This window comes from Pseudomonas sp. 2(2015) (assembly GCF_000955865.1).
In the GTDB taxonomy this organism is placed as follows: domain Bacteria; phylum Pseudomonadota; class Gammaproteobacteria; order Pseudomonadales; family Pseudomonadaceae; genus Aquipseudomonas.
The window spans coordinates 511,785-536,373 of record NZ_JYOF01000003.1; the positions used below are offsets into that span (position 1 = coordinate 511,785).

The 24,589-nt window shown below is 62.5% G+C and carries 30 protein-coding genes; 22 read left to right on the forward strand and 8 right to left on the reverse strand.

The window, feature by feature from the left end:
- The first annotated feature begins 16 nt into the window (after nucleotides 1–16).
- Both UB48_RS05270 and UB48_RS05275 read left to right on the forward strand, forming a co-directional pair.
- Nucleotides 17–889: a LysR family transcriptional regulator gene (locus UB48_RS05270; protein WP_045194647.1), complete on the forward strand. Its 873-nt coding sequence runs from the start codon at nucleotides 17–19 to the stop codon at nucleotides 887–889.
- Nucleotides 890–932: 43 nt separating this feature from the next.
- The gene (locus UB48_RS05275; RefSeq protein ID WP_045194649.1) at nucleotides 933–1,574 is read left to right on the forward strand and encodes a LysE family translocator; all 642 of its coding nucleotides are present in this window, start codon (nucleotides 933–935) and stop codon (nucleotides 1,572–1,574) included.
- A gap of 104 nt (nucleotides 1,575–1,678) precedes the next feature.
- Here UB48_RS05275 and UB48_RS05280 read toward each other — a convergent pair whose 3' ends face one another.
- Entirely contained in the window at nucleotides 1,679–2,467 is a 789-nt protein-coding gene (locus UB48_RS05280) for a suppressor of fused domain protein (RefSeq protein WP_045194651.1), read from the reverse strand.
- Between UB48_RS05280 and UB48_RS05285 the strand changes: the two genes are divergently transcribed.
- Nucleotides 2,460–3,215 carry a hypothetical protein gene (locus UB48_RS05285; protein WP_275558911.1) on the forward strand — a complete coding sequence of 252 codons (756 nt, stop codon included), beginning with the start codon at nucleotides 2,460–2,462 and terminating at the stop codon, nucleotides 3,213–3,215. The genes UB48_RS05280 and UB48_RS05285 overlap by 8 nt on opposite strands.
- A gap of 4 nt (nucleotides 3,216–3,219) precedes the next feature.
- On the opposite strand, the gene UB48_RS05290 is transcribed toward UB48_RS05285, so the two are convergent.
- The 3 genes from UB48_RS05290 to UB48_RS05300 are packed head-to-tail and all read right to left on the reverse strand — an operon-like array spanning nucleotide 3,220 to nucleotide 4,980.
- Nucleotides 3,220–3,687: a GNAT family N-acetyltransferase gene (locus UB48_RS05290; RefSeq protein ID WP_045194653.1), complete on the reverse strand. Its 468-nt coding sequence runs from the start codon at nucleotides 3,685–3,687 to the stop codon at nucleotides 3,220–3,222.
- Nucleotides 3,688–3,712: 25 nt separating this feature from the next.
- Nucleotides 3,713–4,423, reverse strand: a complete 711-nt coding sequence (locus tag UB48_RS05295) for an NUDIX hydrolase (RefSeq protein ID WP_045194655.1) — start codon at nucleotides 4,421–4,423, stop codon at nucleotides 3,713–3,715.
- Nucleotides 4,420–4,980 (reverse strand): adenylyltransferase/cytidyltransferase family protein, encoded by a 561-nt coding sequence (locus UB48_RS05300; protein ID WP_045194657.1) that lies wholly within the window; start codon nucleotides 4,978–4,980, stop codon nucleotides 4,420–4,422. The genes UB48_RS05295 and UB48_RS05300 overlap by 4 nt, the downstream gene beginning before the upstream one ends.
- 99 nt (nucleotides 4,981–5,079) lie before the next feature.
- On the opposite strand from UB48_RS05300, the gene UB48_RS05305 reads away from it, so the two are divergent.
- The 13 genes from UB48_RS05305 (at nucleotide 5,080) to UB48_RS05365 (ending at nucleotide 14,630) form a co-directional block, all read left to right on the forward strand.
- Nucleotides 5,080–5,724, forward strand: a complete 645-nt coding sequence (locus UB48_RS05305; RefSeq protein WP_045194659.1) for a nicotinamidase — start codon at nucleotides 5,080–5,082, stop codon at nucleotides 5,722–5,724.
- A 2-nt stretch (nucleotides 5,725–5,726) separates the two neighbouring features.
- Complete coding sequence (gene pncB / locus UB48_RS05310; RefSeq protein ID WP_045194661.1) at nucleotides 5,727–6,932, forward strand: nicotinate phosphoribosyltransferase; 1,206 nt, start codon at nucleotides 5,727–5,729, stop codon at nucleotides 6,930–6,932.
- 11 nt (nucleotides 6,933–6,943) lie between these two features.
- Complete coding sequence (gene nadE / locus UB48_RS05315; protein WP_045194663.1) at nucleotides 6,944–7,801, forward strand: ammonia-dependent NAD(+) synthetase; 858 nt, start codon at nucleotides 6,944–6,946, stop codon at nucleotides 7,799–7,801.
- A 21-nt stretch (nucleotides 7,802–7,822) separates the two neighbouring features.
- On the forward strand, nucleotides 7,823–9,211 hold the full coding sequence (locus tag UB48_RS05320; protein ID WP_156160173.1) for a hypothetical protein: 1,389 nt from the start codon (nucleotides 7,823–7,825) through the stop codon (nucleotides 9,209–9,211).
- Nucleotides 9,212–9,549: 338 nt separating this feature from the next.
- A complete protein-coding gene (locus UB48_RS05325) occupies nucleotides 9,550–10,050 on the forward strand; it encodes a GNAT family N-acetyltransferase (RefSeq protein WP_045194666.1) in 501 nt (166 codons plus the stop codon).
- Between the two features lie 80 nt (nucleotides 10,051–10,130).
- Nucleotides 10,131–10,610, forward strand: coding sequence for a hypothetical protein (locus UB48_RS05330; RefSeq protein WP_045194668.1), 480 nt, complete (start codon nucleotides 10,131–10,133; stop codon nucleotides 10,608–10,610).
- A gap of 12 nt (nucleotides 10,611–10,622) precedes the next feature.
- Nucleotides 10,623–10,865, forward strand: a complete 243-nt coding sequence (locus tag UB48_RS05335) for a hypothetical protein (protein WP_045194670.1) — start codon at nucleotides 10,623–10,625, stop codon at nucleotides 10,863–10,865.
- Nucleotides 10,866–11,013: 148 nt separating this feature from the next.
- Nucleotides 11,014–11,499 carry a hypothetical protein gene (locus UB48_RS05340; protein WP_045194671.1) on the forward strand — a complete coding sequence of 162 codons (486 nt, stop codon included), beginning with the start codon at nucleotides 11,014–11,016 and terminating at the stop codon, nucleotides 11,497–11,499.
- Between the two features lie 7 nt (nucleotides 11,500–11,506).
- Nucleotides 11,507–11,749 (forward strand): hypothetical protein, encoded by a 243-nt coding sequence (locus UB48_RS05345; RefSeq protein WP_045194674.1) that lies wholly within the window; start codon nucleotides 11,507–11,509, stop codon nucleotides 11,747–11,749.
- A 9-nt stretch (nucleotides 11,750–11,758) separates the two neighbouring features.
- On the forward strand, nucleotides 11,759–12,001 hold the full coding sequence (locus UB48_RS05350; RefSeq protein ID WP_045195710.1) for a hypothetical protein: 243 nt from the start codon (nucleotides 11,759–11,761) through the stop codon (nucleotides 11,999–12,001).
- Nucleotides 12,002–12,344: 343 nt separating this feature from the next.
- Nucleotides 12,345–12,584: a hypothetical protein gene (locus UB48_RS05355; protein ID WP_045194676.1), complete on the forward strand. Its 240-nt coding sequence runs from the start codon at nucleotides 12,345–12,347 to the stop codon at nucleotides 12,582–12,584.
- A gap of 14 nt (nucleotides 12,585–12,598) precedes the next feature.
- The gene (locus tag UB48_RS05360; protein WP_045194678.1) at nucleotides 12,599–12,841 is read left to right on the forward strand and encodes a hypothetical protein; all 243 of its coding nucleotides are present in this window, start codon (nucleotides 12,599–12,601) and stop codon (nucleotides 12,839–12,841) included.
- 181 nt (nucleotides 12,842–13,022) lie between these two features.
- Complete coding sequence (locus UB48_RS05365; RefSeq protein ID WP_045194680.1) at nucleotides 13,023–14,630, forward strand: ABC-F family ATP-binding cassette domain-containing protein; 1,608 nt, start codon at nucleotides 13,023–13,025, stop codon at nucleotides 14,628–14,630.
- Here UB48_RS05365 and UB48_RS05370 read toward each other — a convergent pair.
- Together UB48_RS05370 and UB48_RS05375 are read right to left on the reverse strand one after the other, a co-directional pair.
- A complete protein-coding gene (locus tag UB48_RS05370) occupies nucleotides 14,607–15,137 on the reverse strand; it encodes a cysteine hydrolase family protein (protein ID WP_156160174.1) in 531 nt (176 codons plus the stop codon). The two genes, UB48_RS05365 and UB48_RS05370, sit on opposite strands and share 24 nt — an antisense overlap.
- A gap of 194 nt (nucleotides 15,138–15,331) precedes the next feature.
- On the reverse strand, nucleotides 15,332–15,832 hold the full coding sequence (locus UB48_RS05375; RefSeq protein ID WP_045194685.1) for an Lrp/AsnC family transcriptional regulator: 501 nt from the start codon (nucleotides 15,830–15,832) through the stop codon (nucleotides 15,332–15,334).
- A 133-nt stretch (nucleotides 15,833–15,965) separates the two neighbouring features.
- Here UB48_RS05375 and UB48_RS05380 point away from each other — a divergent pair, with 133 nt between their 5' ends.
- From UB48_RS05380 to UB48_RS05395, 4 genes are all read left to right on the forward strand, one after another.
- Nucleotides 15,966–16,601 (forward strand): LysE family translocator, encoded by a 636-nt coding sequence (locus UB48_RS05380; protein WP_045194687.1) that lies wholly within the window; start codon nucleotides 15,966–15,968, stop codon nucleotides 16,599–16,601.
- Between the two features lie 131 nt (nucleotides 16,602–16,732).
- Nucleotides 16,733–17,752, forward strand: coding sequence for a branched-chain amino acid aminotransferase (locus UB48_RS05385; protein ID WP_045194689.1), 1,020 nt, complete (start codon nucleotides 16,733–16,735; stop codon nucleotides 17,750–17,752).
- A 138-nt stretch (nucleotides 17,753–17,890) separates the two neighbouring features.
- Nucleotides 17,891–18,571: a response regulator transcription factor gene (locus UB48_RS05390; protein WP_045194691.1), complete on the forward strand. Its 681-nt coding sequence runs from the start codon at nucleotides 17,891–17,893 to the stop codon at nucleotides 18,569–18,571.
- Nucleotides 18,549–19,937 carry a HAMP domain-containing sensor histidine kinase gene (locus UB48_RS05395; protein WP_045194693.1) on the forward strand — a complete coding sequence of 463 codons (1,389 nt, stop codon included), beginning with the start codon at nucleotides 18,549–18,551 and terminating at the stop codon, nucleotides 19,935–19,937. The genes UB48_RS05390 and UB48_RS05395 overlap by 23 nt, the downstream gene beginning before the upstream one ends.
- Before the next feature lie 75 nt (nucleotides 19,938–20,012).
- Here UB48_RS05395 and cysS read toward each other — a convergent pair whose 3' ends face one another.
- Together cysS and UB48_RS05405 are read right to left on the reverse strand one after the other, a co-directional pair.
- Complete coding sequence (cysS, locus tag UB48_RS05400; RefSeq protein ID WP_045194695.1) at nucleotides 20,013–21,395, reverse strand: cysteine--tRNA ligase; 1,383 nt, start codon at nucleotides 21,393–21,395, stop codon at nucleotides 20,013–20,015.
- Between the two features lie 9 nt (nucleotides 21,396–21,404).
- The gene (locus UB48_RS05405; protein ID WP_045194697.1) at nucleotides 21,405–23,108 is read right to left on the reverse strand and encodes a glutamine--tRNA ligase/YqeY domain fusion protein; all 1,704 of its coding nucleotides are present in this window, start codon (nucleotides 23,106–23,108) and stop codon (nucleotides 21,405–21,407) included.
- Between the two features lie 216 nt (nucleotides 23,109–23,324).
- Here UB48_RS05405 and UB48_RS05410 point away from each other — a divergent pair, with 216 nt between their 5' ends.
- Together UB48_RS05410 and lpxH are read left to right on the forward strand one after the other, a co-directional pair.
- Nucleotides 23,325–23,828 (forward strand): peptidylprolyl isomerase, encoded by a 504-nt coding sequence (locus tag UB48_RS05410; protein WP_045194699.1) that lies wholly within the window; start codon nucleotides 23,325–23,327, stop codon nucleotides 23,826–23,828.
- On the forward strand, nucleotides 23,825–24,547 hold the full coding sequence (lpxH, locus tag UB48_RS05415; RefSeq protein WP_045194702.1) for a UDP-2,3-diacylglucosamine diphosphatase: 723 nt from the start codon (nucleotides 23,825–23,827) through the stop codon (nucleotides 24,545–24,547). Before UB48_RS05410 ends, lpxH begins: the two co-directional genes overlap by 4 nt.
- Nucleotides 24,548–24,589: the final 42 nt, after the last annotated feature.

A 24,589-nucleotide genomic window follows, 5' to 3' on the forward strand; every position in this document is an offset into this window, starting at 1 on the left:
GGCATTCGAAAAACGCATGGATAAAGTTCGCCACCTGCCTTCGCTGCAAGCCCTGCAGGCGCTGGTCGCCGTTGCCGATGCCGGCAGCTTCACCCAGGCCGCGCACCGCCTGTGCCTGACCCAGAGCGCGGTGAGCCGCAAGATCCAGTTGCTGGAGAGCCACTTTGGCGTGGCCATGTTCGTGCGCAGCAGCCGCAGCCTGCAGCTCACCGCCGAGGGCGAGCAGGTGCTGGCCAGCGCGCGGAGCATTCTCGAGCAACTGCAAAGCCTTGAACAACGCCTGTCGCCGCAACAGCGCCCGTTCCGCATCCGCATGCATGTGTCGCTGGCGGTGCGCTGGCTGCTGCCGCGGCTCAACGAGTTCTATCGCTTGCACCCGGACATCTCGCTGGCGATCGAGACCGTGGCCACAGAGCTTGTCGAGCCGGGCAGTGAAAGCGATGCCTACATCGTTTACCTGCCGGCGCCGTCCAGCGATCCTGCCTGCACGACGCTGTTCGAGGAAACCCTGGTGCCGGTGTGCAAACCCGGCCTGGGGCTGGGCTCAGAGGCCGGCCTGAGCCGCTTCGCCTTGCTCCATGGCTCCACCGACCAGCAGACCTGGAGCCAATGGCTGGCGGCGCGGGGTAACAAGGCGCTGGCGGATTACCGGCACCTGCCCTTCAACCTCGACGAACTGGCCCTGGATGCGGCAGCGCGTGGCCTGGGGGTGGCGATGACCGACCTGACCCTGGCGCAGGAGTCGATCGATCGCGGCGTGCTGATCGTGCCGTTCGGCCAGCCGCTGAAAACCGGCGGGGTCTATTCGCTGTGTCTGCAAGCTGCAGGGGCCGGGCATCCGGCGTGTGCGCTGGTGATGCAGTGGTTTGCCGAGCAGAGCGGTGGCTGATCCTGTTACATTCTGTGCCTACTCCACCTTCTAGAGCCTGAAAATGGATCTTCACGCACTGCTTGCCTTCACCCTGGTTGCCGCGATTGCCATCGCCAGCCCTGGCCCCGCCACGCTGATGGCGATCAACAACAGCCTGGCCTATGGGCCGCGTTTCGCGGTGTGGTCTTCACTGGGCAATGCCAGCGGGCTGTTCTGCCTGTCAGCGGCGGCCATGCTCGGCCTGGGTGCCCTGCTGGCCAGCTCCGAATGGCTGTTCAACGCGGTGAAGATCCTCGGCGCCGGCTACCTGTTCTACCTCGGTGCCAAACAGCTGATGAAAAAGAGCCCGATGCTGGCGAGCGACGTTGCCGCAGGCCAGGAACAGGTCAAGCCATCGCGCTTGAAGCTGTACAAATCGGCGTTCCTCACCGCTGCCACCAACCCCAAGGCAACGATGTTCTTCACCGCGCTGTTCCCGCAGTTCATCGACCAGAGCGCCGCGCTGCTGCCGCAGTTCCTGATCCTTACGGCGATCTTCATGGCCTTGTCGCTGACCTCGCTAAGCCTGTACGCCGCCCTCGCCTCGCGGGCCAAGGGCGTCCTGACCCGGCCGGCGTTCTCACGCTGGGTCAGCCGGGTGGTGGGTTCGACGTTTATCTGCTTTGGCGCGGCGATCCTGACCATGCGCCGTCAGGGCGCTTGATCCGCAGAGCAGCGTAAACCTTGTGGGCGCTGGCCTTGCCAGCGATCGAACGCGTAGCGGTCGCAAGTCGGGCAATAATTGATGTGTTGACTGAAACGGCCGCATCACACCACGCTGGCGCGCTGCAGGCTGCTGACATGCCCCACTCCGGCCGCCTGTAGGCGGCTGACCAGATCGGCACGAGCCGCGCCGCCGCCGGCGCGGATGTACTCAAGCTCCGCCGCGGTGATCAGCACCACCGGTACCAAGGTGACGGGCGATAGCGGCATGTCTTGAAGGCGGGTCGGGAAGTCTGGCGCCGGGCCGCCCAACAGTACACCGATGCTGTCGTCGTCGGTGACGAAGTGTTTGGGCACCTGACTGGCTATGTGGTGCGATTCACTGAACCCGGGCAGCTCCAGGGACAGCGCGCCGTAGCGCTCCAACTGCTGGGTGATGCCACCGGCATCGGCCACGGTCTTGGCGATGTTCTCGATCAGCTCGAAGGCCCAGCTGCGCTTGAACGGGTCGACTTCGCCCAACGGCCCACGGGCATGTTCGGGAATGTCCGGGGTTTCGACGAACAACTCCATCTCGAAACCATTGCCCTGCCCCTGGTCATCGTCGAACGGGTCGGACAAGCCTTCGGTTGCCAGGATGATCGAGTCGCCACGGCGCACCACGCGGTAGGCCTGGCGGGTCGAGGGCCAGTGCGGACCACCGGCAAAGCTGGGGCTGATGAGGTAAGCCAGGACATCGCGCTCCACTGTGCCGACACTGCTCCAGTGACGATCCAGGCAGGCTTCGCTGGCAAGCCTGGCGGCCTGGTTGTCGGCTTCAGCTTGCAGGATTGGCGGGGTTTCCTGGGACGCTGGCTGTTTAAATGCGTCGAGCAGTTTTTTGAAGATGTTCATCGGCGATCCTTGCGAAGTGGACAGCAATGCTAACCACTCATTAGCATCCGTACTACCCTTGGCCAACCAGCAAACCGATCTGATGCCTCCCCCCCTGAAAACCTGCTGGCCCTCAAGCTGGCGCAACGTGCCCGGCATTGACTACAGCGCGCCGACCCTTGACCTGCAGGCCATTGTGCCGAAAGCCGGCGACAAGACCTGGGCGCAGTTCGACCGGCACTATGCTGTGCAGGCTGGCGAGACCGTGCAACTGCTATGGTGCCCGCCGCTGTCCGCCATCAATGGCTGGAGCGAACAGCCTTCGGAAATTGCCCAGAGCTATTTGCTCAAGGCAAAGGTGCTCTGCAGCAGGGGCGACAGCCATGAACTCGACATCCTTGGTAGCGAGCAACTACTGCCCATGCTCAGGTCGCTGCCACGCGAGCAGAGCGCCTGGTCGCTGGGGCAAATCGCTACAGAACAAGGGCCGATCATTGCCCTGGAAGAAGCCTGCTGGAGTGCCAGCGCGGTGGTCGGGGGGCTGACCTACCTGAGTGCCTGCACGCCGTTTGAAGCGCATATGGATCTGCTGCTCGAGGTGACAGGCGATGAGGTTTTCGGGCTGTTCTCGGCGCATGTCGACCCGGGCGGCGCTTTCTATTCGTTTGGCCGGCGCACGCTGGAAGGTCGGGAGCTCATGGCGGTTGAGCAGGCCCTAAAGGTTGCTCGGCCACTCAAAGACCTACACGACAGCTACCTGCGAAGCTAAGGGCCTACTGGCCAAGCAACTCCCGCGACATCAACCACTGCGCCTTGCCCCACGCCTCGAACTGCTCGCGCACGCTCCAGCCGCGTTTGGCGTAGTACGCGCTCTGGTCATGGGTGTGCAGGTACAGGGTGGCCACGCCGCGCTCCCGGGCCTGCTGGCAGATTCCTTCAATCAGTTTTTCCGCCAGGCCTTGCCCGCGCGCTTGCGGTTCAACCAGCACACACGCAAGCCAGGGCCCAAGCTCCGGGCGCCCGGGCAAGTCGTCGCGAGCCAGCGCCGCACCGCCAAGCAAGCGGCCATCGTGCAGCGCCACCAGGCATTGCCAGTCGCCGTTGCGCTGGCCCTCGGCAAACTCGCGCTGCCATTGCTTGAGCGGGATACCGGCGTATTCGTAGCTGAACTGCCGGTACAGCCGCTCAGCGAAGGTGTCGCAGTGCTGCATGTGCTGTTCAAGCCATTCCAGGTTCGGCATGTGATGTCCCTTTTTGTGTTTTGGCTCAGGCGCCAGAGCGCTCGGGCAACAGGCTACGGTCAAACACGAACGGCGTCTCGGCTTTTGGCGTGTGTTCGAACAGTTGCTGCGGCCGGCCCATTTTCGGGAAGTTCTTTTCGCCGGTGTCGCGAATCCAGCCTTCGTCCTTCATGCGCTCCAGGCGCTTGCGCAGGGAGGTGTTGTTGACCGGGTGACCCAGGCAAGCCTGCACCGCGTTCAGGGCGTCGAGCACGGTGAATCGCTCCGGCGCCAGGTACAGCGGCAGGTTGGTGTACACCGCCTTGGAGGCCAGGCGCTCGCAGGCCAGTTGCACCAGCAGGTTATGGTCGAACGGCAGCACCCGCTTGCGGCCGATGACGCTGGCGACGTCGACAAAGCACAGCTGCTCGCTGCCCGCCTCGACCTGCGGGCCGAGCAAGGCCAGGTAGTAGGTGCTCATCGACCAGCCGCGCGGGTCGCGAAAGGCGTTGCCTTCGGTGCCCACCTGTTCCAGGTGACGCGGCAAAACCCGCGCTTTTTCGCTCATCGCCCGGTCCGCCGCGGCCGCCAGGGTGTTGTCCGGGGTGCGGCCGTTGACGATCACCCCCGGCAGCGCCCATTCACCTTCGTGGGGCGCGCGCTCGCGCCGGTAGAGCAACACTTGCAGCTGTTTGCTTTCGGGATGCAGGCGCAACGCGACGATGTCGACGCTGGCCAGTACTTCTGCAGCACTCACTGTGGACTCCTATACACCTCAAACTCGTCAACGATGTCGGCCAGGCACCAGGCCGCCGGCAGCGCCTGGCCACTGCGCAGGCCGGCGCGGATCGCCGAGCTGTGCACGCCCAGTTGCTCCTCGGCTACCAGCAGGCCGAAGTCTGCCAGCAGTTCCTGGCCTCGGTAAAAGCCCGCGACATTGGCCTGGTTATCCTCGCCGATGAGCAGGGCGATATCAGCGCGGGCAATACCGCTGCGCTCGCTCAAGGCACAGAGCAAATCATAGCTGTACACCGCCCCGCCCTCGCCGCCCAGCTCGCGCTCCACCGCCGAGCAACTGACCCGCGGGTTATCCAGGCGCGCGATCAGCCGCTGCAACCAGCGCCAGCGCAGGTCGAAGTCGACCATGCGCTTGCCATGGGCATGCCGGTAACTGGGCACCACGAGCACCTGCTCGGCCCACTGCAGCGCCCGGGTGATCACGCTCAAATGCCCGGGGTGCGGCGGGTCAAAGGCCCCACCGTAGACCGCCAGGCGAAACCGTACCGGAGCCGACTCATATATTTCACTATGCATACTATATCCACCATGATTGCTTGTGAAAAAGAAAAAGCGGTTGACATACATATTACACCTAGTGAATTATGTGTCCACACCCAGCGCAGGAGGCACCGCATGAAAATCGCCAGCTTCGATGTCGACGCCCAGAACAGCTTCACCGACAACGCCCCCAATGAGTTACCGGTACCCGGCGGCGCCGAGATCGCCCCGGCCCTCAACGCCATGGCCGAACGCGCCAGCCTGCGCATCGGCAGCAAGGATGCGCACACGCCAAAAGCCGCCTGGGTGGTCAGCAGCCACGCCGAGATGCTGCAGCCGCTGGGCATGGCCAACGCCGACCTGACCTGGGTCAGCCACTGCGTACCGGGCACGCCGGGCTTCGAGCTGCTGGCCGGCCTGCCCGCGCCGATCGATTACGACTTCTTCGTCTGGAAAGGCATCGAGCCCGACCTGCACCCTTACGGCGCCTGCTACCACGACCTGGCCAACCGCCGCTCCACCGGAGTCATCGAATACCTCAAGGTGCATGGCGTGCAGGCGGTGATCGTCGGCGGCCTGGCCCTGGATTTCTGCGTCAAGAACACCGCCCTGCAATTGCAGGCTGCAGGCTTGCAGGTGTTTCTCTATCAACCGGCGTGCCGGGCGATTTGCGCCCAGGGCGGCGCCGAGGCCCTGGCCGAGATGACCGGGCACGGTGTGATCGCCTGCGCCGACCTCGCCAGCCTCGACCAGCAACTGAACGCATTCAAGGGAGCATGAACATGAGCGAGAGCGTCTTCGGCCCAAGCATCATCCAGAACCTGCTGGACACCGACTTCTACAAAATCACCATGATGCAGGCGGTACTGCACAACTACCCCAACGCCGAGGTGGAATGGGAATTCCGTTGCCGCAACAGCGAAGACCTGACCCCGTACCTGGCCGAGATCCGCTACCAGATCGAGCAACTGGCCGAGGTCTCGATCACTCAGGATCAACTGGCGTACCTGGGGCGCATCCCCTTCATCAAGCCGGACTTCATCCGCTTTCTCAGCCTGTTCCGCTTCAACCTGCGCTACGTGCACGTTGGCATCGATGACGCCGGGCAACTGGCAATCCGCCTGCGCGGACCCTGGCTGCACGTGATCCTCTACGAGATCCCGTTGCTGGCAATCGTCTCGGAAGTGCGCAACCGCTACCGCTACCGTGAAGTGGTGATGGAGCAGGTCGGCGAGCGCCTGTACCAGAAACTCGACTGGCTCAAGGCCGAGGCTTCGCCAGCGGAACTGGCCGGCCTGCAACTGGCCGACTTCGGCACCCGCCGGCGCTTTTCCTACCGGGTCCAGGAGCACGTGGTACACACCCTCAAGCAGGACTTCCCGGGGCGTTTTGTCGGCACCAGCAACGTGCACCTGGCCCGCGAGCTGGACATCAAGCCGATCGGCACCATGGCCCACGAATGGTTCATGGCCCACCAGCAACTGGGCCCGCGACTGATCGACAGCCAGGTCGCCGCGCTGGAATGCTGGGTCAAGGAATACCGCGGGTTGCTGGGCATCGCCCTGACCGATTGCATCGGCATGGACGCCTTCCTCAAGGACTGCGACCTGTACTTTGCCAAGCTGTTCGACGGCCTGCGCCACGACTCCGGCGACCCGTTGCTCTGGGCCAACAAGGCCATCGCCCACTACGAAAAACTCGGTATCGACCCCAAAAGCAAGACCCTGGTGTTTTCCGATGGCCTGAACTTCGCCAAGACCCTGCACCTGTACCGCGAGCTCAGCCCGCGGATCAACGTCAGCTTCGGCATCGGCACCAACCTGACCTGCGACATTCCAGGTGTTGAGCCGATGAACATCGTGATCAAGATGACCGCCTGCAACGGCGCGCCGGTGGCGAAGATCTCCGACAGCCCGGGCAAGACCCAATGCCGCGACGAGAACTTCGTCAGCTACCTCAAGCACGTGTTCAAGGTTGAAGGCCAGTGAAGGAGCAGCACATGAACAGTCGTCAGATCGAGATTGCCCAGGCCCTGGGCGTGGTGGCGCCCTTCGCAGACGGTGCTGCAGTGGCGAGTGAGATCCGCCAGCGCATCGACTTCATCAAACAGACCCTGCTCGAAGCGCGCCTGAAAGTGCTGGTGCTGGGCATCAGTGGCGGCGTCGACTCCTCCACCGCCGGGCGCCTGGCGCAGTTGGCGGTCGAGCAATTGCGCAGCGAACAGGCCGACAACGGCTACCGCTTCATCGCCATGCGCCTGCCGCACAACACCCAGCATGACGAGCCCGATGCCCAGGCGGCCCTGGCCTTTGTCGGCGCCGATGAGTGCGTGACGGTGAACATTGCCGATGGCGTTCAGGGCCTGGCCGGGCAACTGCCGCAACTGGCCACACTGGCTGACAGCCAGCGGGATTTTGTCCTCGGCAACGTCAAGGCACGCCTGCGCATGCTCGCTCAGTACACCCTGGCCAATGCCCGCCATGGCCTGGTGATCGGCACCGACCATGGCGCCGAAGCGGTGATGGGTTTTTTCACCAAGTTCGGTGACGGCGCCTGCGACCTGGCGCCGCTGAGCGGGCTGGGCAAAGGCCAGGTGCGGGCCATCGCCGCCGCCCTCGGTGCGCCTGAACACCTGGTACACAAGGTGCCGACCGCCGACCTTGAAGAGCTACGCCCGGGCCTGGCCGACGAGCAGGTCTACGGCGTCAGCTACGCGCAGATCGATGCCTTTTTGCACGGCGAAGAGGTCGATGACGCCGTGGCCACAACCATCATCAGTGCCTACGACAAGACCCGGCACAAGCGCGAATTGCCCAAGGCACCCAAGACAAGTTTCGCTACAATGCCGCCACCTTGAATGGATTCACCGGAGCTTGTTGTGCAACGTCTGATCATCACCACACTGGCAGCCGCGACCCTCACGGGCTGCGCGACGCCTTCCAAGGACAGCCTCGACCAGTACATCGGCAACATGCTCGCCCAGCCGCTGTCGGCCAACAGTTTGTATCGCGAAGGCGATGTGCTGAGTTTCCAGATCAAGGTACCGGCCAACAACGGCCTGAGTGATCGCAGTTTCCAGCTCGAAGCCTCGTGCATCGAGCCGAATGTGGCGATCATGTACCTGGACGCCGACCAGCGTGCCTACTTCAAAAGCACCAGCGGCTATGCCCCACCGCAGCCGATGCCGGCTCGCTACCATGCCACCCTGCTGAATAACCCCAGCTTCGCCCAGGCCTGCAAGGCTCAAGCAAAGCCCGACTGGCGCAAGCTTAAAGGTGAAGAGGGCGAGCCATGGGTGCTGGTCGAGCGCAACAGCATCGCCAAAATCGGCGACGAGGTCAGCCTGTGGGCCGCCTTCGACCAGCCGAGCATCCTCCTCGACCTGCCGTACAACGCCCCCTACGCGCAAAAGCGTGAGCATCACCGCTTCAACTGCAGCACCGGCACCTACACCCTGCTGGCCGGCTACGATGTCGATGCCGACAACCGGGTCACCGACGGCATGGTCCCGTCACTGCCCAAGCCGGCGCCTGTGGCCGGCAGCAACGCCGATTACCAGGCGCTGTACGATCTGGCCTGCGCAACGCCGGACAAACTCGCGCAACTGGCGCCGTTCAGCCCGCGCTTCAAGGCACCGATCGTCACCGGGGTGATGCCGCCGGTCAGCCCGTCGGTGATGGTCGCCCTCGAGCGCCTGCAACTGCCCAAGCCGGTGCAGCCGCTAACCTACCTGGAAACCGTCGGCACCTCGACCATGAAAGGCAAGACGTCGCCCATGCGCGAAGAGCACTTTCTCTCCGTCGATGCCAACAGCCGCCAGCAAGTGCTGATCCTGCGTGGCAAAGGCTATGAGGCGCAAAAGGTCACCTGGCGCGGATTGATCCCGCTGGTAAGCAAAAGCGACTTTACCGGCATGAGTGAAAGCAGCGCGCTGACCAGCCTGAGCTTCAAGGGTGACTGGAAGACCATGGCGGTGGGCAGCAAACTCAGCTATTCACAGCAAGGGGTGACCAACAACAGCGTGATTGGCCAGTACGACAAGGATCTGAAGATCACCGAGTGCACCGTGCAACAGCAACTGCCGGCCAACACCCTCAACGCCAGCTTGAGTGGCAATGCCAAGGCACTCGACTGCGGCGTAAAGGGTGACGAGTACAAACGCGTGAATCACCTGTTCTACCTGGAAGACTACGGCTACTTCTTCAATGCCAGCACCGACAAGAACGCCTTTTACTACAGCGATCTGCGCCTGCAGACGGTGAAGTAAACCCCGGGGCCGCTAGCGCGCCCCATCGCCGGCAAGTCCGGCTCCCACATTGGATCGGCATGCACCCTTCCCTGTGGGAGCTGGCTTGCCAGCGATCGACCGCGAAGCGGTCACAAACCAGGCGACTCAGTCAGGCAGGCTACCCCCGATTTGCAGCCCCCACGCTTTGGCTGGCAAACTTCGCCCATGCACGATACCCCGCTACAACCCGCTCAGCTCGGCGTCGCCCTGCATCGCTCGCGTCTGCTGCACCGCATCAAGCAAGCGCATGCCGCGCACTGATCGACGCAGCCCCCGTCGCCTGGCTGCCAATACTCACCCACACCCCCGAGAACGCCATGATCCTGCGCCCCGAAACCCCGGCCGACGCCCTGGCCATCGAACAACTGACCGCTGCAGCCTTCGAGCAGGTACCCCACTCAAGCCACACCGAACATTTCATCGTCAACGCCCTGCGCCGCGTCGGGCAATTGTCGGTGTCGCTGGTGGCCGAAGAGGCGGGGCACATCATCGGCCATGTGGCCTTGTCACCGGTCAGCCTGTCTGACGCCAGCACCGGCTGGTATGGCCTGGGCCCGATTTCGGTGGCGCCCGAGCGCCACGGCCAGGGTATCGGCAGCCAGTTGATGCACGCGGCGCTGCAGGCCCTGCAAGCATTGGGCGCTGCCGGCTGCGTGGTGCTGGGCGATCCTGGCTACTACGGGCGCTTCGGCTTTGTTGTGCGCCCGGAGCTGGTATTGCCCGGAGTACCGCCCGAGTATTTCCAGGCCCGGAGCTACACCAGCCGGTGGCCACAGGCCCAGGTCAGCTATCACTCGGCATTCGAAGCCACGAGTTGATCACAAGCCTGATGGAATGATTTGCACCGAGGGCGGTCCTTGTACAAAATCGCCGCCTTTGCCTCGAAAGGATGCGTGCAATGAAGTTCGAAGGGACTTTCCAATACATGGGCCAACACGGGATCGTCTTCAACGTCTCGCAGATCACCCTCACCGACAGCGAACGCGGGCGCCTGCGTGAGCTGCATTTTGGCGAAGCGAAAAGCGCTCACTATGAAGTGAACAGCAAGGTGGTCGAGGTCTACGACAAGATGCTCGCCAAAAACCTGCCGTGCACCATGATGATCGGCATCTCCAAGCCGTTGACCCGCCAGCAGGGCGACGTGCTCAATGCCCAGCGCACCAAGGTCGCCAACCTCGCCGCCTCGGCCTTCGCCGGCGCCGCCAGCTCCGTCGCCTCGCCCTATGTCGGCGTCCCGGTGGGTGCCGGTGTGCGCATGTACGCCAACGAAATCCTGCCCACCTACCATGCCGGCGACGTGCTGGTCAGCATTGAAGCGCGGGTCAACGGCGGCATCGGCCCGCAAAGCACCATTTCGACCCTGATCATCAAGACCTGAGTGGAGCCGCACATGTCCGAGATTACCCAGCTGGTTCTGGCCCTGGTGCTGTTCTTTTTGCTCGATCGCTTTCTCAAGCCCTACCCGCTGCGCAAGTGGCTGGGCCTGGCGCTGGTGGCCGCTGGCGCGGTCGGCTGCGTAGCGGCAAGCCAGGCCCGCCTGCTGGGGGCCGACCTGGGGCTGCTGTCGATCTTCGCCGTCGCCCTGGGTGTAGGGCTGTTCCTCAAACGTCGTCGGTTTGAGCAGGTTGGCTGAGATTTTGTAAGGACTGATCGCTAATTTGGGATCGGTCCTACCTTCATGCCGGAGCAATACGACATACGCCCGAAGTTGATTTGGGCATCTTTCCCTGCACGTCGATGAGGTGCGCCTGGCGCGTCTGTATTACACAGGGAAGGTTGTTGTGCAGATCGAAAAAACCTATGAGTACGCCGGCAACTTCGGCATTGTTTTCCACGTCTCGCAAATTGTGGTCCTGCCGGAAGATCGCGCGAGGCTGCGCGAGTTGCATATCAGCGAGGCGAAGGGGGCGCACTATCAGGTCAACACAATGCTCGTCGCGCTCTACGACAGAATGCAGGCCGGTAACCGTGTTTGTGAGATGAGAGTCGCTGTTTCTCGAGCGTTGAGCCGTCAGCAGGCGGATAGATTGAACAGTCAGCGCTTTGACGTAATCGCTGTCATCGGAGGTTACTTCGGGGGCGCCGCCACTCTGCTCCTAACGCCAGTTTTCGGATCCCTCGTTGGATCCGCCGCTGCCTCCCTCACCGAACCACACCTACCGATTTATCATTCCGGCGACATAATTGTCAGCATCCAGGCATCTGTCAGTGGGGGTATCGGCCCCCAACGATCAGCGTCCTCAATGATCATCAAGAATCAAGGTTGAAGACGCCATGGCAGAATTCAGCCAGCTATTCATCGCCTTCTTCATCTTTGTTGTGGTCGAGCGCCGGCTCAAACCCAGCACACTCCGAAAATGGTTAAGCCTGACGTTATTGCTCGGCGGCCTTATCGGTAGATTCACGTTGGAAGGCAGCTACTGGCTCGGCGTCGACCTGCACCTTATTGCACTTTTTGCGATTCTCGGTGGCGTGGAGTTGTTCTTCAGACGTAATCGATTCGATGAGGACGCTTGAGTGCCACTCGTGTCTGACGTTACCCAACTGTGCTACGCACTGATCCTGATTTCATTTATGGATCATTGCCTGAAACCCTATTTACTCCGCAAATGGCTGGGCCTGGCGTTGATGATAGCCGCCGTTACATTGCAGTTTGTGCCGGGCAGCCTCTATTGGCATGAGTTGAATCTGAAACTGTTCCCTTTGTTCGTACTATTCGCGGGCATGACTCTGGTCAAGGGACGTCGAAAGTTTCAACGGGGCGAATGAGCGAGCCTCTTCGACAGACCGTCATCCGCTAATTTGGGATCGGTCCTACCTTCATGCCGGAGCAATACGGCAAACGCCCGAAATTGATATGGGCATCTATCCCTGCACGTCAATGATGAGGTGCGCCTGGCACGTCTGTATTACACAGGGAGGGTTGTTGTGCAGATAGAAAAAACCTATGAGTACGCCGGTCCTCACGGAATAGTTTTCTATGTTTCCAAGTTCGTTGTTACGGAGAGTGATCGCGGAACCTGATCATAAGCATTGAGGCTCGTGTTGACGGGGGCATCGGCCCACAATTTTCAGCTGATTCGATAATCATACCGACCGCAGGTCTGGCCCCATGAATGAGTATCTTCAGTACACAATCCTCTTGATTCTATTTTACCTGCTGTACTTCTTAGTCAAACCTTATCGCCTACGAAAGCGCTGTGGCATCGTACTGTTTTTCGGCGGCACGATTGCCAGCTACCTGCTCCCTACCCGGGCAGGTTCATTGGACATCGAATTCATCGCCATCTGCATATCTGGAGCCGGCGGTGCGCTTTTCATGACACGACGCAAGTACCTAGAGCATGGCTGAGCAGAGCACACATCATGTCTGAAGTTACCCAGCTATGTTACGCGTTGATCCTCATCGCCTTTCTGGATCACTGCCTGAAGCCCTACCTGATTCGTAAATGGCTAGGGTTGTTCCTATGGGCTGCCGGTATTACTTTACTGTTCAAACCGGGTGGTAGCTATTGGGAGGCAATGGATCTGTTCCTAGTGCCTGTGCTCGTATTCTGCGCAGGTACGACGCTGATCATCGGACGCCGCAAGTTTCAACCTGACGAATGAGTGAGTATCTTCAATACACCGACTGAATAGCTCTTTACCCGCACCGCTCTGCGCCCTAAGCTGTCCCCTCCCCCATCTCCCCGAGGTATTCGTCCAATGCGCCATTAATGCCGCCGTCTTTGCGACGGCCAGTCTTCAGCCCCTTTGCGGGGGACGTCGCGGGCATTTCTTGGAGTTTTGCATGACGAATACGTCGATCCTGACGCTGGACAGCGTCACCCTGGCCTTGCCGGATGGCCGGCTTTTGTTTTCCGATCTTGTCGAGACCTTCGACCAGCGCCGCACCGGCCTGGTCGGTCGCAATGGCGTGGGCAAGTCGTTGCTGGCGCAGGTTTTGGCCGGGCGCTTGCCGCCCAGCGAAGGCCGCTGTTTGCGTCGTGGCCGGGTGCACTATGTGGGTCAGCATCTGGCCGATGCCGATGCCACGGTGGCGGACCTGGCTCAGGTACGCGAGGTGATCGATGCCTTGCTGCGCATTGAGGCCGGCAGCACCCAAGACGCGGACTTCGATTGCGTCGGCGAGCGCTGGGACATTCGCGAACGCCTGCAGGCGCAGCTTGATCTGCATGGCCTGGGGCAACTGAACTGGACGCACTGTGCAGCGGCGCTGAGCGGTGGCCAGGCGATGCGCGTGGCGCTGCTCGGGGCCTTTGTCAGTGATGCCGATTACCTGATTCTCGACGAACCCAGCAACCATCTGGACGCCACCAGCCGCGAGGCGCTGATGACCCTGCTCGAGGGCTGGAACAAGGGCCTGCTGGTGATCAGTCATGACCGCGCGCTGCTTGAGCGCATGGAGCGCATCGTCGAACTCTCGCCCCTGGGCCTGAGCAGCTACGGCGGTAATTACAGCGTCTACGCCCAGTGCAAAAGCGCGCAGACCGAGCAGGCCGAACGCACCCTGGAACGCCTCAAGCTCGAACGCCAGCGCCAGGCCCGCGAGCTGCAGCAACAGCGCGAGCGCCTGCAGCGCCAGCAGTCACGCGCCAGCAAGGCTGCGCGTTCGGCCAACCAGGCGAAGATCCTTCTCGACCGCCAGCAGCAACGCAGTGAAACCACTGCCGGCAAGCAGCAGCGTGATCATCAGGCGGCGCGCCAGGCGCTTAACGCACAGGTGCGCGATGCGGCGCAGCAGGTTGAATCTGCCTGCCCGATCGTGATCCATGCGCCCGCGCCGCTACAACCGAGCGGCAGTCAGGTAGTCGTATTTCAAGACCTGCAATTACCCTTCGCCCACCAAGGCCTGGTCGATCTCAGCCTGTATAGCGGCGAACGCCTGGGCCTGGTCGGCGCCAATGGCAGCGGTAAATCCACCTTGCTCAAGGTACTGGCCGGGCAATTGGCGCCGGTCGCGGGGACGTGTGAAGTACGCAGCGAAGTCGCCTTGCTCGACCAGCACTGCAGCCTGCTGCCCGCCGGGCAATCGGTGCTCCACTACCTGCGCAGCGCCAGCGCCAACCCGGATGAAAGCCTGCTGCGTACGCGCCTGGCGCAACTGGGCCTGGGCGCCGAGCGCATCAGTTTGCCCAGCGGCGTGCTCAGCGGCGGCGAACGGCTCAAGGCAACCCTGGCCGGGGTGCTGTACCGCGACACCCCGGTGGGCCTGCTGTTGCTTGACGAGCCGAGCAACTACCTCGACCTGCCCTCCCTCGCTGCCCTTGAAGCCATGCTGCGCCAGTATCGCGGGACCTTGCTGGTTGCGTCCCACGACCGGGTGTTCATGCAGCAACTAGAGCTGGACGGCTACCTGCAACTGGGCGAGGGCTCAGAACTGCACATCCGCGCTTGATTGCAGGCGGGCAAAGGCGCCGCCCAGGGTCAGGTTGTGGTGGGCGATGATCGCCTCGGCGGGCAAGCCTGGGGTGTCCATGCAGGTGTGGGCATCACTGACCAGTACGACGTTGAAGCCAAGCTCGCGGGCAACCCGGCAGTTGGTGTCGACGCAGTACTGGGTCTTGAGGCCGACGATGACCAGTTCATCGATAGCGGCTTCACGCAGTTGATCGGCCAGCGAGGTAGCAAAGAAGGCACTGGGCCGGGTTTTATCGAAGACCGTGTCGCGTGCGGGATCAATCGCCAGGGCCGGCAACAACTGCCACGCGGGGCTGCCGGCGGCAATCGGCGAACCTTCGGGCCCGGTGTGGCGAACCGCAAAAACCGGTGCCTGGGTGTTATGCGCAGCGCCGATCAGGCTGTTGATCCGGTTGAGCACCTGCTCACCCTGCCAGGGTTGTTCGGGGCCGTGGAACAAACCCACTTGCATATCCAGGACCAGCAGTGCGCGTTTTGCTTGCATCTTCATCTCCGTGTGATTGGCCAGCCCGGACGGAGAAAAGACAAGGCCCCGTCCATTGCTGGCGGGGCCTTGGATTACCTGCTGCCTAAGGTCAAGCAGCCGTACCCGCCCCGCGTATAGCGGTGGTAGTGGTACGCGACGAGGTCAGCAGGCAAATCTTCATAGCTCGATAATGCGCCCGGGCCAAGCAGCGGTCAACGCTTGTTTTCCTCGGCCAGGCCCAGGTGATCCAGCGGCAACGGGCCGTGCGCCTTGACGGTCTGGATGGCGAAGTTGCTGCGGATATCGCTGACGCCGGGCAATTTGAGCAAGGTGTCGATGAGAAAGCGCTCGTAGCTGCGCAGGTCCGGCACCACCACTTGCAAAAGGAAGTCCGACTCGCCAGACACCAGGTGCGCGGCAATTACCTGCGGTAGCGCCAGCACCGCCTGCTGAAAGGCCTGGGCGGCTGGCTCGTGGTGGCGCTCGACCTTGACCCCGACGAACACGGTCAGGCCCAGGCCGACTTCATCGCGGTCCAGTTGCGCGGCGTAGCCCTTGATCAGCCCCGCCTCTTCCAGCAGACGCACCCGGCGCAGGCACGGCGACGGCGACAGGCCAATGGCTTCAGCCAGCTCGACATTGCTCAGGCGGGCATTGCGCTGCAAAGCTTCGAGAATCTTGCGATCAAAAGCGTCGAGGGTGAGTTTTGGCATGATCTTAATTCTGAACGGTAGATCGTGGCAGTTTATAGCAATACACCCGGGCAAACACGCAACAATCGCAAGCACCTGCCAGGCCTTTCGCGCTTAGAATTTTCTCGTCCCGTTATTTGCGCAGGAGCCCGTCATGTCTCAATACAGCCTGTTTTGCGCCGCCTTGCTGGTGGTCTACCTGGTGCCCGGCCCGGACATGTTCCTGCTGCTTAATACCGGCGCCAGCCAGGGCAAGCGCCAGGCCCTGGTGACCGCCTTGGGCCTGGCCCTGGCCCGCGCGGCGCACGTAAGCCTCGCGGCATTGGGCCTGGCCGCCCTGCTACGCAGCCACCCCTGGGCGTTTGACCTGCTGAGCATTGCCGGCGGTATTTACCTGGCCTGGCTCGGCTGGCAATTGCTCTGCGCCCCGGTTGCGCCGCTGCCGCCGCGTCACAGCGGGGTGCAGCAGCGCGGGCACTGGCAGGCGGCATTGCGCCAGGGCCTGTTGACCAACCTGCTCAACCCCAAGGCGCTGCTGTTCTGCTCGGTGCTGTTGCCGCAGTTCATCGACCCGCACGGCGCTGCGGTCGGCCAGCAGTTTGCCGTGCTCGGCACGGTGCTGGTGGTGGTCGGCCTGGGTTTTGACGGGCTCTATGCCCTGAGTGGCGATCGCCTGGGGCGCTGGCTGGCCGCCAGCCCCTGGAAGCAGAAACTGCAGAACCGCGTGTTCGGCACCCTGCTGATCGGCTTCGGCATGCGTCTGGCACTGCTGCGCCAGCTCGGTGGCTGAAGATTTTCACTGCGACCAAGGTCCAATCTATGACTGGGCGTTCCCGATCTGCACGGGATGTATTATCGTGGCCGAGTGCGCAATAAGAACCGCCTGCCTGAGCAGGCATCTGCAACCGAATCGAGGGTGCCATGAGTAACGAAAGCATTAACTGGGACAAGCTGGGCTTCGACTACATCAAGACCGACAAGCGCTACCTGTCCTATTTCCGTAACGGCGAGTGGGACAAGGGCACCCTGACCGAAGACAACCAGCTGCACATCAGCGAAGGCTCGACCGCGCTGCATTATGGCCAGCAATGCTTCGAGGGGATGAAGGCCTACCGCTGCAAGGACGGCTCGATCAACCTGTTCCGCCCGGACCAGAACGCCCTGCGCATGCAGCGCAGCTGCGACCGCCTGCTGATGCCGCAGGTGCCGACCGAACAGTTCATCGACGCCTGCAAGCAAGTGGTCAAGGCCAACGAGCGTTTCATTCCGCCGTATGGCAAAGGTGCGCTGTACCTGCGTCCGTTCGTCATCGGCGTGGGCGACAACATCGGCGTGCGGACCGCGCCGGAGTTCATCTTCTCGATCTTCGCCATCCCGGTCGGCTCGTACTTCAAGGGCGGCATGACCCCGCACAAGTTCCTGATTTCCGACTACGACCGCGCCGCGCCACAAGGCACCGGCGCTGCCAAGGTCGGCGGCAACTACGCGGCCAGCCTGCAACCGGGCTACAAGGCCAAGCAAGCCGGCTTTGCCGACTGCATCTACCTTGACCCGCTGACCCACACCAAGATCGAGGAAGTCGGCTCGGCCAACTTCTTCGGCATCACCGCCAACAACGAGTTCATCACACCGAAGTCGGCCTCCGTGCTGCCGGGCATTACCCGCCTGTCGCTGATGGAACTGGCGCAATCGCGCCTGGGCCTGAAGGTCATCGAAGGCGACGTGCTGATCAACAACCTGGACCGCTTCGTCGAAGCCGGCGCTTGCGGTACCGCTGCGGTAATCACCCCGATCGGCGGCATCCAGTACGGCGACAAGCTGCACGTGTTCTACAGCGAAAGCGAGGTTGGCCCGGTTACCCAGAAGCTCTACAACGAGCTGACCGGTATCCAGAGCGGCGACATCGAAGGCCCGGCGGGCTGGATCGTCAAGGTCGCCTGATGCGCTGAACCGCCATCGCGGGTCAAGGCGACTCGACTTGACCCGCGATGCTCTCCCCCCTAGATGAATTTTTCTTTAACCCGGGCACCGCCTATTCTTTGGCACAATCAAGTCTCTACCCGCCGCCCAGGTAAAAGCATGCCCCGCGTACTGACTATCGAAGACGACGCTGTCACCGCCCAGGAGATCGTCGCCGAGCTTTCCAGCCATGGCCTGGAAGTGGATTGGGCCGACAACGGCCGTGAAGGCCTGGCCAAGGCGATTGCCGGTGGCTACGACCTGATCACCCTGGACCGGATGCTGCCGGAAGTCGACGGCCTGACCATCGTCACCACCCTGCGCACCCTGAAGATCGCCACGCCGATCCTGATGATCAGCGCCCTTTCGGATGTCGACGAACGGGTCCGTGGCCTGCGCGCCGGCGGTGATGACTACCTGACCAAGCCATTCGCCTCCGATGAAATGGCCGCCCGCGTCGAGGTGCTGTTGCGCCGCAACAGCGTGCCGCTGGCGCAGACCCGCCTGCAGGTTGCCGACCTTGAGCTGGATTTGATCAGCCACGAGGCCAAGCGCGGCGAGCAGACCCTCAACCTGCTGCCCACCGAGTACAAGCTGCTGGAATTTCTCATGCGTCACGCTGGCCAGGTGATTACCCGGATGATGATTTTCGAGGAAGTCTGGGGCTATCACTTCGACCCGGGCACCAACCTGATCGACGTGCACATCGGACGCTTGCGCAAGAAGATCGACGCCGCCGGCCAGACACCGCTGATTCGCACCGTGCGGGGCTCGGGCTATGCCATTGCCGAACCCGTCTAAGGGCTGGAGCTCGTCCACCAGCCGCCTGCTGGCGCTGTACAGCTTTCTGTTCGTGGCCTGGAGCAGCATCCTCATGGGGGTGCTGTACTTCGAGGTATCAGGCTACCTGAACAAGCTCACCCGCCACTCCCTGCTGCAGCGCCAGCACCTGTTCGCGCACATGAGCGGCAAGCAGCTCGATGATGCGCTGATTGCCAGCCAGGCCTTCGAAGAGCGCAGTTTTGATGCCTATGGGCTGTTCGACGCGCAGTTCAATGCGCTCGGCGGGCAGGTTCGCCAGATCCCGCCCGAACTCGGCCTGGACGGCAAGATCCACGAACTGAGCCGCTGCCTGGACGCCGACGACCCGCACCTGCCCCGTGACAGCTGCGATGCAGTGGCGATCAAGGTCCGCGATGGCCGCTGGCTGGTGCTGGTGCGCGACAACGGCTCGCTGTTCGTGGTCACCCGGATCATCCTCCACGCCCTGCTCTGGGGCCTGTCGCTGACCATCATTCCCGGCATCGCCGGCTGGTACCTGCTGCGGCGCAGGCCGCTCAAGCGTATCCGCGCGATTCAGGCCAGCGCCGAGCAGATTGTTTCCGGCGACCTGACCCGGCGCCTGCCGTTGTCGGCGCGGCGCGACGAGCTGGACATGCTGGCGGCCATCGTCAACGCCATGCTCGACCGCATCGAGCGCCTGATGCATGAAGTCAAAGGCGTCTGTGACAACATCGCCCACGACCTGCGCACCCCGCTGACCCGCCTGCGCGCCCAGCTCTACCGCATCCGCCAGCAGGCCGGCGATGATTCGCCGCAGGCCGAAGCACTGGAACAGGCGATTGGCGAAACCGACACGCTGATGGCGCGCTTTCGCGGGTTGCTGCGCATCAGCGAGCTGGAAGACCGCCAGCGCCGCGCAGGCTTTGTCGAGCTTGACCCGCACGGGCTGCTGCAGGAGCTGCACGACTTCTACCTGCCGCTGGCCGAAGACGGCGAGATTGGACTAACGCTGGAAATGCCCGAGCAATTGCCGGCGCTGCACGGTGATCGCGAGTTGCTGTTCGAGGCGCTGGCCAACCTGGTCGGCAACGCGATCAAGTTCACCCCGGCCCAGGGCCAGGTGCTGATGCGCGCGTTGAGCGATGCCAAGGGCTTGCATATCGAGGTGCACGACAGCGGCCCGGGGATTCCCGTGGACGAGCGTGGGGCGGTGTTGAAGCGCTTTTATCGCAGTGAGGAAGGCCAGCGTCACCCGGGGTTCGGGCTGGGCCTGTCGATTGTGGCGGCGATCGTTGACCTGCATGGCTTTGAACTGGAGGTCGGCGAGAGTGAGCTGGGTGGGGCGAAACTGGTGTTGCACTGCAGGACGGGTGTAGTCAGTTAGAGCCTCATCGCGGGGCAAGCCCGCTCCCACAGAGGATTGCAGTCTTCTGTGGGAGCGGGCTTGACCCGCGATTGCTTAGTCAGCCAGGCGCCAGGTCGTGCCGCCCTTGCCGTCTTCCAGCACCACGCCCATGGCGGTCAGCTGGTCGCGGATGCGGTCGGATTCGGCCCAGTTCTTGTCGGCACGCGCTTGCAGGCGCGCCTGGATCAAGGCTTCAACCTCGGCGGCGTCGACCTTGCCTTCGGCGCCGGCACGCAGGAAGTCATCGGCGTCCAGTTGCAGCACACCGAGCAGATCACCCAGTTCGCGCAGGCGACCGGCCAGGCCGGCAGCGGCCTGTGGATCGTTCTCGCGCAGGCGGTTGATCTCGCGCACCAGGTCGAACAGCACGGCGCAGGCTTCAGGGGTGCCGAAGTCGTCGTTCATCGCCGCGGTGAAGCGCTCGACGTACTCCTCGCCACCTGCAGCCGCCACCCGTGGCAAGCCGCGCAGGGCGTGGTAGAAGCGCTCGAGGGCACCCTTGGACTCGCGCAGGCTGTCTTCGGAGTAGTTGATCGAGCTGCGGTAGTGGCTCGACACCAGCAGGTAGCGCACCACCTCCGGGTGATACTTGTCGAGCACGTCGCGAATGGTGAAGAAGTTGTTCAAGGACTTGGACATCTTCTCGCCATTGATGCGAATCATGCCGCAGTGCATCCACGAATTGGCGTACTGCTTGCCGGTGGCGGCCTCGCTCTGGGCGATTTCGTTCTCGTGGTGCGGGAACTCCAGGTCGTTGCCACCGCCGTGAATGTCGAAGCTCTCGCCCAGGCAGCAGGTGGACATCACCGAGCACTCGATGTGCCAGCCCGGACGACCCGCGCCCCAGGGCGATTCCCAGCTCGGCTCGCCCGGCTTGACGCCCTTCCAGAGGACGAAGTCGAGCGGGTCCTGCTTGGCTTCGTCGACCTCGATGCGGGCGCCGATGCGCAGGTCTTCGATCTTCTTGCGCGACAGCTTGCCGTAGCCGACGAACTTGCCGACCCGGTAGTACACGTCGCCGTTGCCCGGCGCGTAGGCATAGCCCTTGTCGATCAGGGTCTGGATCATCGCGTGCATGCCGGCGATATGGTCGGTGGCACGCGGCTCCTGGTCCGGCGGCAGGATGTTCAGGCGGCGCTCGTCTTCGTGCATCGCGTCGATCATGCGGGCGGTCAGGGCGTCGAAGCTTTCGCCGTTTTCGTTGGCCCGGTTGATGATCTTGTCATCGATGTCGGTAATGTTGCGCACATAGGTCAGGTCGTAGCCGCTGTAACGCAGCCAGCGGGTCACCAGGTCGAAGGCGACCATACTGCGCCCGTGGCCCAGGTGGCAGAAGTCGTAGACGGTCATGCCGCAGACGTACATCCGCACCTTGTTGCCTTCAAGCGGTTTGAAGACTTCCTTGGTCTTGCTGAGCGTGTTGTAGATGGTAAGCACGAGAGTTCCTTAGCTGCCCCACGAATCGCGCAGGGTCACGGTGCGGTTGAACACCGGGCGACCCGGCTGGGAGTCTTTCAGGTCGGCGCAGAAGTAGCCTTCGCGCTCGAACTGGAAGCGGTCTTCTGGCTGGGCCTGGCCCAGGGAAGGTTCCGCACGACAACCCGTCAGCACCTGCAGCGAATCAGGATTGATGTTGTCAAGGAAGTTGCCGCCATCTTCGGTCTTCTCGGGGTTGGCCGAGCGGAACAGGCGGTCGTACAGGCGCACTTCGCATTCGACGCTGGCCGCGGCCGGCACCCAGTGGATCACGCCCTTGACCTTGCGGCCTTCAGGGTTTTTGCCCAGGGTGTCGGGGTCGTACGAGCAGCGCAGCTCGACGATGTTGCCGTCGGCGTCCTTGATCGCCTCGTCGGCACGGATCACGTAGCTGCCGCGCAGGCGCACTTCACCGGCCGGCTCCAGGCGCTTGTAGCCCTTGGGCGGCTCTTCCATGAAGTCGTCGCGGTCGATGTAGATTTCGCGGGCGAATGGCAGTGCGCGCACGCCCATGTCTTCTTTGGGGTGGCGCGGCAGTTCGAGGTTCTCGACCTGGCCTTCCGGGTAATTGGTAATGACCACTTTCAGCGGGCGCAGCACACACATGGCGCGTGGCGCGGTGCGGTCAAGGTCGTCACGGATGCTGAATTCGAGCATCGACATGTCGACCACGCCGTCGGAGCGGTTGGTACCGACCATTTCGCAGAAGTTGCGGATCGACGCCGGGGTGTAGCCGCGACGGCGGAAACCCGACAGGGTCGACATGCGCGGGTCGTCCCAGCCGTTGACGTGCTGCTCATCGACCAGTTGCTTGAGCTTGCGCTTGCTGGTGATGGTGTAGTTCAGGTTCAGGCGGCTGAACTCGTACTGGCGCGGCTTGGCCGGCACCGGCAGGTTGTCGAGGAACCACTCGTAGAGCGGGCGATGGCCTTCGAACTCGAGGGTGCAGATCGAGTGGGTGATGCCTTCGATGGCATCCGACTGACCGTGGGTGAAGTCGTAGTTGGGGTAGATGCACCAGGCATCACCGGTCTGGTGGTGATGGGCATGACGAATGCGGTAGAGGATCGGGTCGCGCAGGTTCATGTTCGGCGAGGCCATGTCGATCTTGGCCCGCAGCACGCGCTCGCCATCCTTGAACTCACCGGCTTTCATGCGCGCGAACAGGTCGAGGTTGTCTGCAACCGAGCGCTCGCGGAACGGGCTGTTCTGGCCAGGGGTGGTCAGGTTGCCACGGTATTCCTTGGCCTGCTCCGGGGTCAGGTCGCAGACGTAGGCCTTGCCGGCCTTGATCAGCTCGACCGCCCAGTCGTGCAACTGGTCGAAATATTGCGAAGCGTAGCGCACCGGGCCGGTCCACTCGAAGCCCAGCCACTTGATGTCGCTCTGGATCGCGTCGATGTACTCCTGGTCCTCTTTGGCCGGGTTGGTGTCATCGAAACGCAGGTGACAGGCCCCACCGAATTCCTGGGCCAGGCCGAAGTTCACGCAGATCGACTTGGCATGGCCGATGTGCAGGTAACCGTTGGGCTCTGGCGGGAAACGGGTGACGATGCTGCTGTGCTTGCCCGAGTCCAGGTCTGCCTGCACGATCGGACGCAGGAAGTTCGCAGGGATGGCGGGAGCGCCTTTGGCAGCGGCGTTGGGAGCGGTGTCGGCAGTGGGCTTGCTCATAGGATCCTTGAATACGGGGTGCACGGCCTGGGTAGGCCGACTGAATCAAAGCGCTTATCATAGCCGAAGCGGTCGAGCTGCCGACAGGTCAAATAGCAGCTTCAAGCTACAAGCAACACGCTCCAAGACCAACGCAGTGCGCTTTTTCTTGCAGCTTGCCACTTGAAGCTTGAAGCTACACCACCGCAAAACCCCCGAACAGAGCGAGTTTCAAGCATGTCCAAAGTCAAACTGACTACCAACCACGGTGACATCGTCATCGAGCTGAACGCCGAGAAAGCCCCGATCACCGTGGCCAACTTCATCGAATACGTTAACGCTGGCCACTACAGCAACACCGTATTCCACCGTGTGATCAAGGGTTTCATGATCCAGGGCGGCGGTTTTGAGCCAGGCATGAACGAGAAGCGTGACAAGCGTGCCAGCATCCAGAACGAAGCTGACAACGGCCTGAAGAACGACAAGTACACCATCGCCATGGCTCGCACCATGGAGCCGCATTCGGCCTCGGCGCAGTTCTTCATCAACGCCTCGAACAACGACTTCCTCAACCACAGCGGCAAGAACGTGCAGGGCTGGGGTTACGCGGTATTCGGCAAAGTGACCGAAGGTACCGAGGTTGTCGACGCCATCGAGAAAGTCGCCACCGGTTCCAAGTCCGGTCACCAGGACGTGCCGAAGGACGACGTGATCATCGAGAAAGCCGAGATCATTGAGTGATACTGCTGATCTCTGATCTGCACCTGCAAGAAGAACGCCCGGACATTACCCGGGCGTTTGTTGATCTGCTCGACGGTCGTGCGCGGCACGCCGAGGCGCTGTACATCCTTGGCGATTTTTTCGAGGCATGGATCGGCGACGACGCCATGACGCCCTTCCAGACCTCGATCTGCCAGGCGCTGCGCGCCTTGAGCGACAGCGGCACGCAGGTCTTTGTGATGCACGGCAACCGCGACTTCCTGCTCGGCCAGGCCTTTTGCAAGGCCGCTGGCTGCACCCTGCTGGCCGACCCGAGCGTGGTCGAGATGGGCGGCGAGCCGGTGTTGCTGATGCACGGCGACAGCCTGTGCACCCGCGACCTGGCCTACATGAAGATGCGTCGTTACCTGCGCAACCCGTTGAGCCTGTGGATTCTTCGGCATCTGCCGCTGAGCACCCGGCAGAAGCTTGCACGCAAGCTGCGTAGCGAAAGCCGGGCACAGACGCGGATGAAGGCCAACGACATTGTCGACGTGACCGCCGAGGAAGTGCCGCGGATCATGCAGCAATACGGTGTGCGCACCCTGGTGCATGGCCACACCCATCGGCCGGCGATTCACAAGCTGGTGGTCGGCGATCAACCGGCGCGGCGTATCGTGCTGGGCGATTGGGACCGCCAAGGCTGGGCGCTGGAGGTGGACGAGCAAGGGTTTCAACTGCAGCCTTTTGCTTTTCCCTGAAGACTGATCGCGGGGCAAGCCCGCTCCTACATTCCTGGTAGG

What these genes read in the sequence shown, in the direction of transcription:
- UB48_RS05270 (WP_045194647.1), top strand. Translation starts at nt 17, where the DNA reads ATGGATAAAGTTCGCCACCTGCCTTCGCTGCAAGCCCTGCAGGCGCTG.
- UB48_RS05275 (WP_045194649.1), top strand. Translation starts at nt 933, where the DNA reads ATGGATCTTCACGCACTGCTTGCCTTCACCCTGGTTGCCGCGATTGCC.
- UB48_RS05285 (WP_275558911.1), top strand. Translation starts at nt 2,460, where the DNA reads ATGTTCATCGGCGATCCTTGCGAAGTGGACAGCAATGCTAACCACTCA.
- UB48_RS05280 (WP_045194651.1), bottom strand. Translation starts at nt 2,467, where the DNA reads ATGAACATCTTCAAAAAACTGCTCGACGCATTTAAACAGCCAGCGTCC.
- UB48_RS05290 (WP_045194653.1), bottom strand. Translation starts at nt 3,687, where the DNA reads ATGCCGAACCTGGAATGGCTTGAACAGCACATGCAGCACTGCGACACC.
- UB48_RS05300 (WP_045194657.1), bottom strand. Translation starts at nt 4,980, where the DNA reads ATGCATAGTGAAATATATGAGTCGGCTCCGGTACGGTTTCGCCTGGCG.
- UB48_RS05305 (WP_045194659.1), top strand. Translation starts at nt 5,080, where the DNA reads ATGAAAATCGCCAGCTTCGATGTCGACGCCCAGAACAGCTTCACCGAC.
- pncB (WP_045194661.1), top strand. Translation starts at nt 5,727, where the DNA reads ATGAGCGAGAGCGTCTTCGGCCCAAGCATCATCCAGAACCTGCTGGAC.
- nadE (WP_045194663.1), top strand. Translation starts at nt 6,944, where the DNA reads ATGAACAGTCGTCAGATCGAGATTGCCCAGGCCCTGGGCGTGGTGGCG.
- UB48_RS05325 (WP_045194666.1), top strand. Translation starts at nt 9,550, where the DNA reads ATGATCCTGCGCCCCGAAACCCCGGCCGACGCCCTGGCCATCGAACAA.
- UB48_RS05330 (WP_045194668.1), top strand. Translation starts at nt 10,131, where the DNA reads ATGAAGTTCGAAGGGACTTTCCAATACATGGGCCAACACGGGATCGTC.
- UB48_RS05335 (WP_045194670.1), top strand. Translation starts at nt 10,623, where the DNA reads ATGTCCGAGATTACCCAGCTGGTTCTGGCCCTGGTGCTGTTCTTTTTG.
- UB48_RS05345 (WP_045194674.1), top strand. Translation starts at nt 11,507, where the DNA reads ATGGCAGAATTCAGCCAGCTATTCATCGCCTTCTTCATCTTTGTTGTG.
- UB48_RS05355 (WP_045194676.1), top strand. Translation starts at nt 12,345, where the DNA reads ATGAATGAGTATCTTCAGTACACAATCCTCTTGATTCTATTTTACCTG.
- UB48_RS05360 (WP_045194678.1), top strand. Translation starts at nt 12,599, where the DNA reads ATGTCTGAAGTTACCCAGCTATGTTACGCGTTGATCCTCATCGCCTTT.
- UB48_RS05365 (WP_045194680.1), top strand. Translation starts at nt 13,023, where the DNA reads ATGACGAATACGTCGATCCTGACGCTGGACAGCGTCACCCTGGCCTTG.
- UB48_RS05370 (WP_156160174.1), bottom strand. Translation starts at nt 15,137, where the DNA reads ATGCAAGCAAAACGCGCACTGCTGGTCCTGGATATGCAAGTGGGTTTG.
- UB48_RS05375 (WP_045194685.1), bottom strand. Translation starts at nt 15,832, where the DNA reads ATGCCAAAACTCACCCTCGACGCTTTTGATCGCAAGATTCTCGAAGCT.
- UB48_RS05380 (WP_045194687.1), top strand. Translation starts at nt 15,966, where the DNA reads ATGTCTCAATACAGCCTGTTTTGCGCCGCCTTGCTGGTGGTCTACCTG.
- UB48_RS05385 (WP_045194689.1), top strand. Translation starts at nt 16,733, where the DNA reads ATGAGTAACGAAAGCATTAACTGGGACAAGCTGGGCTTCGACTACATC.
- UB48_RS05390 (WP_045194691.1), top strand. Translation starts at nt 17,891, where the DNA reads ATGCCCCGCGTACTGACTATCGAAGACGACGCTGTCACCGCCCAGGAG.
- UB48_RS05395 (WP_045194693.1), top strand. Translation starts at nt 18,549, where the DNA reads ATGCCATTGCCGAACCCGTCTAAGGGCTGGAGCTCGTCCACCAGCCGC.
- UB48_RS05405 (WP_045194697.1), bottom strand. Translation starts at nt 23,108, where the DNA reads ATGAGCAAGCCCACTGCCGACACCGCTCCCAACGCCGCTGCCAAAGGC.
- UB48_RS05410 (WP_045194699.1), top strand. Translation starts at nt 23,325, where the DNA reads ATGTCCAAAGTCAAACTGACTACCAACCACGGTGACATCGTCATCGAG.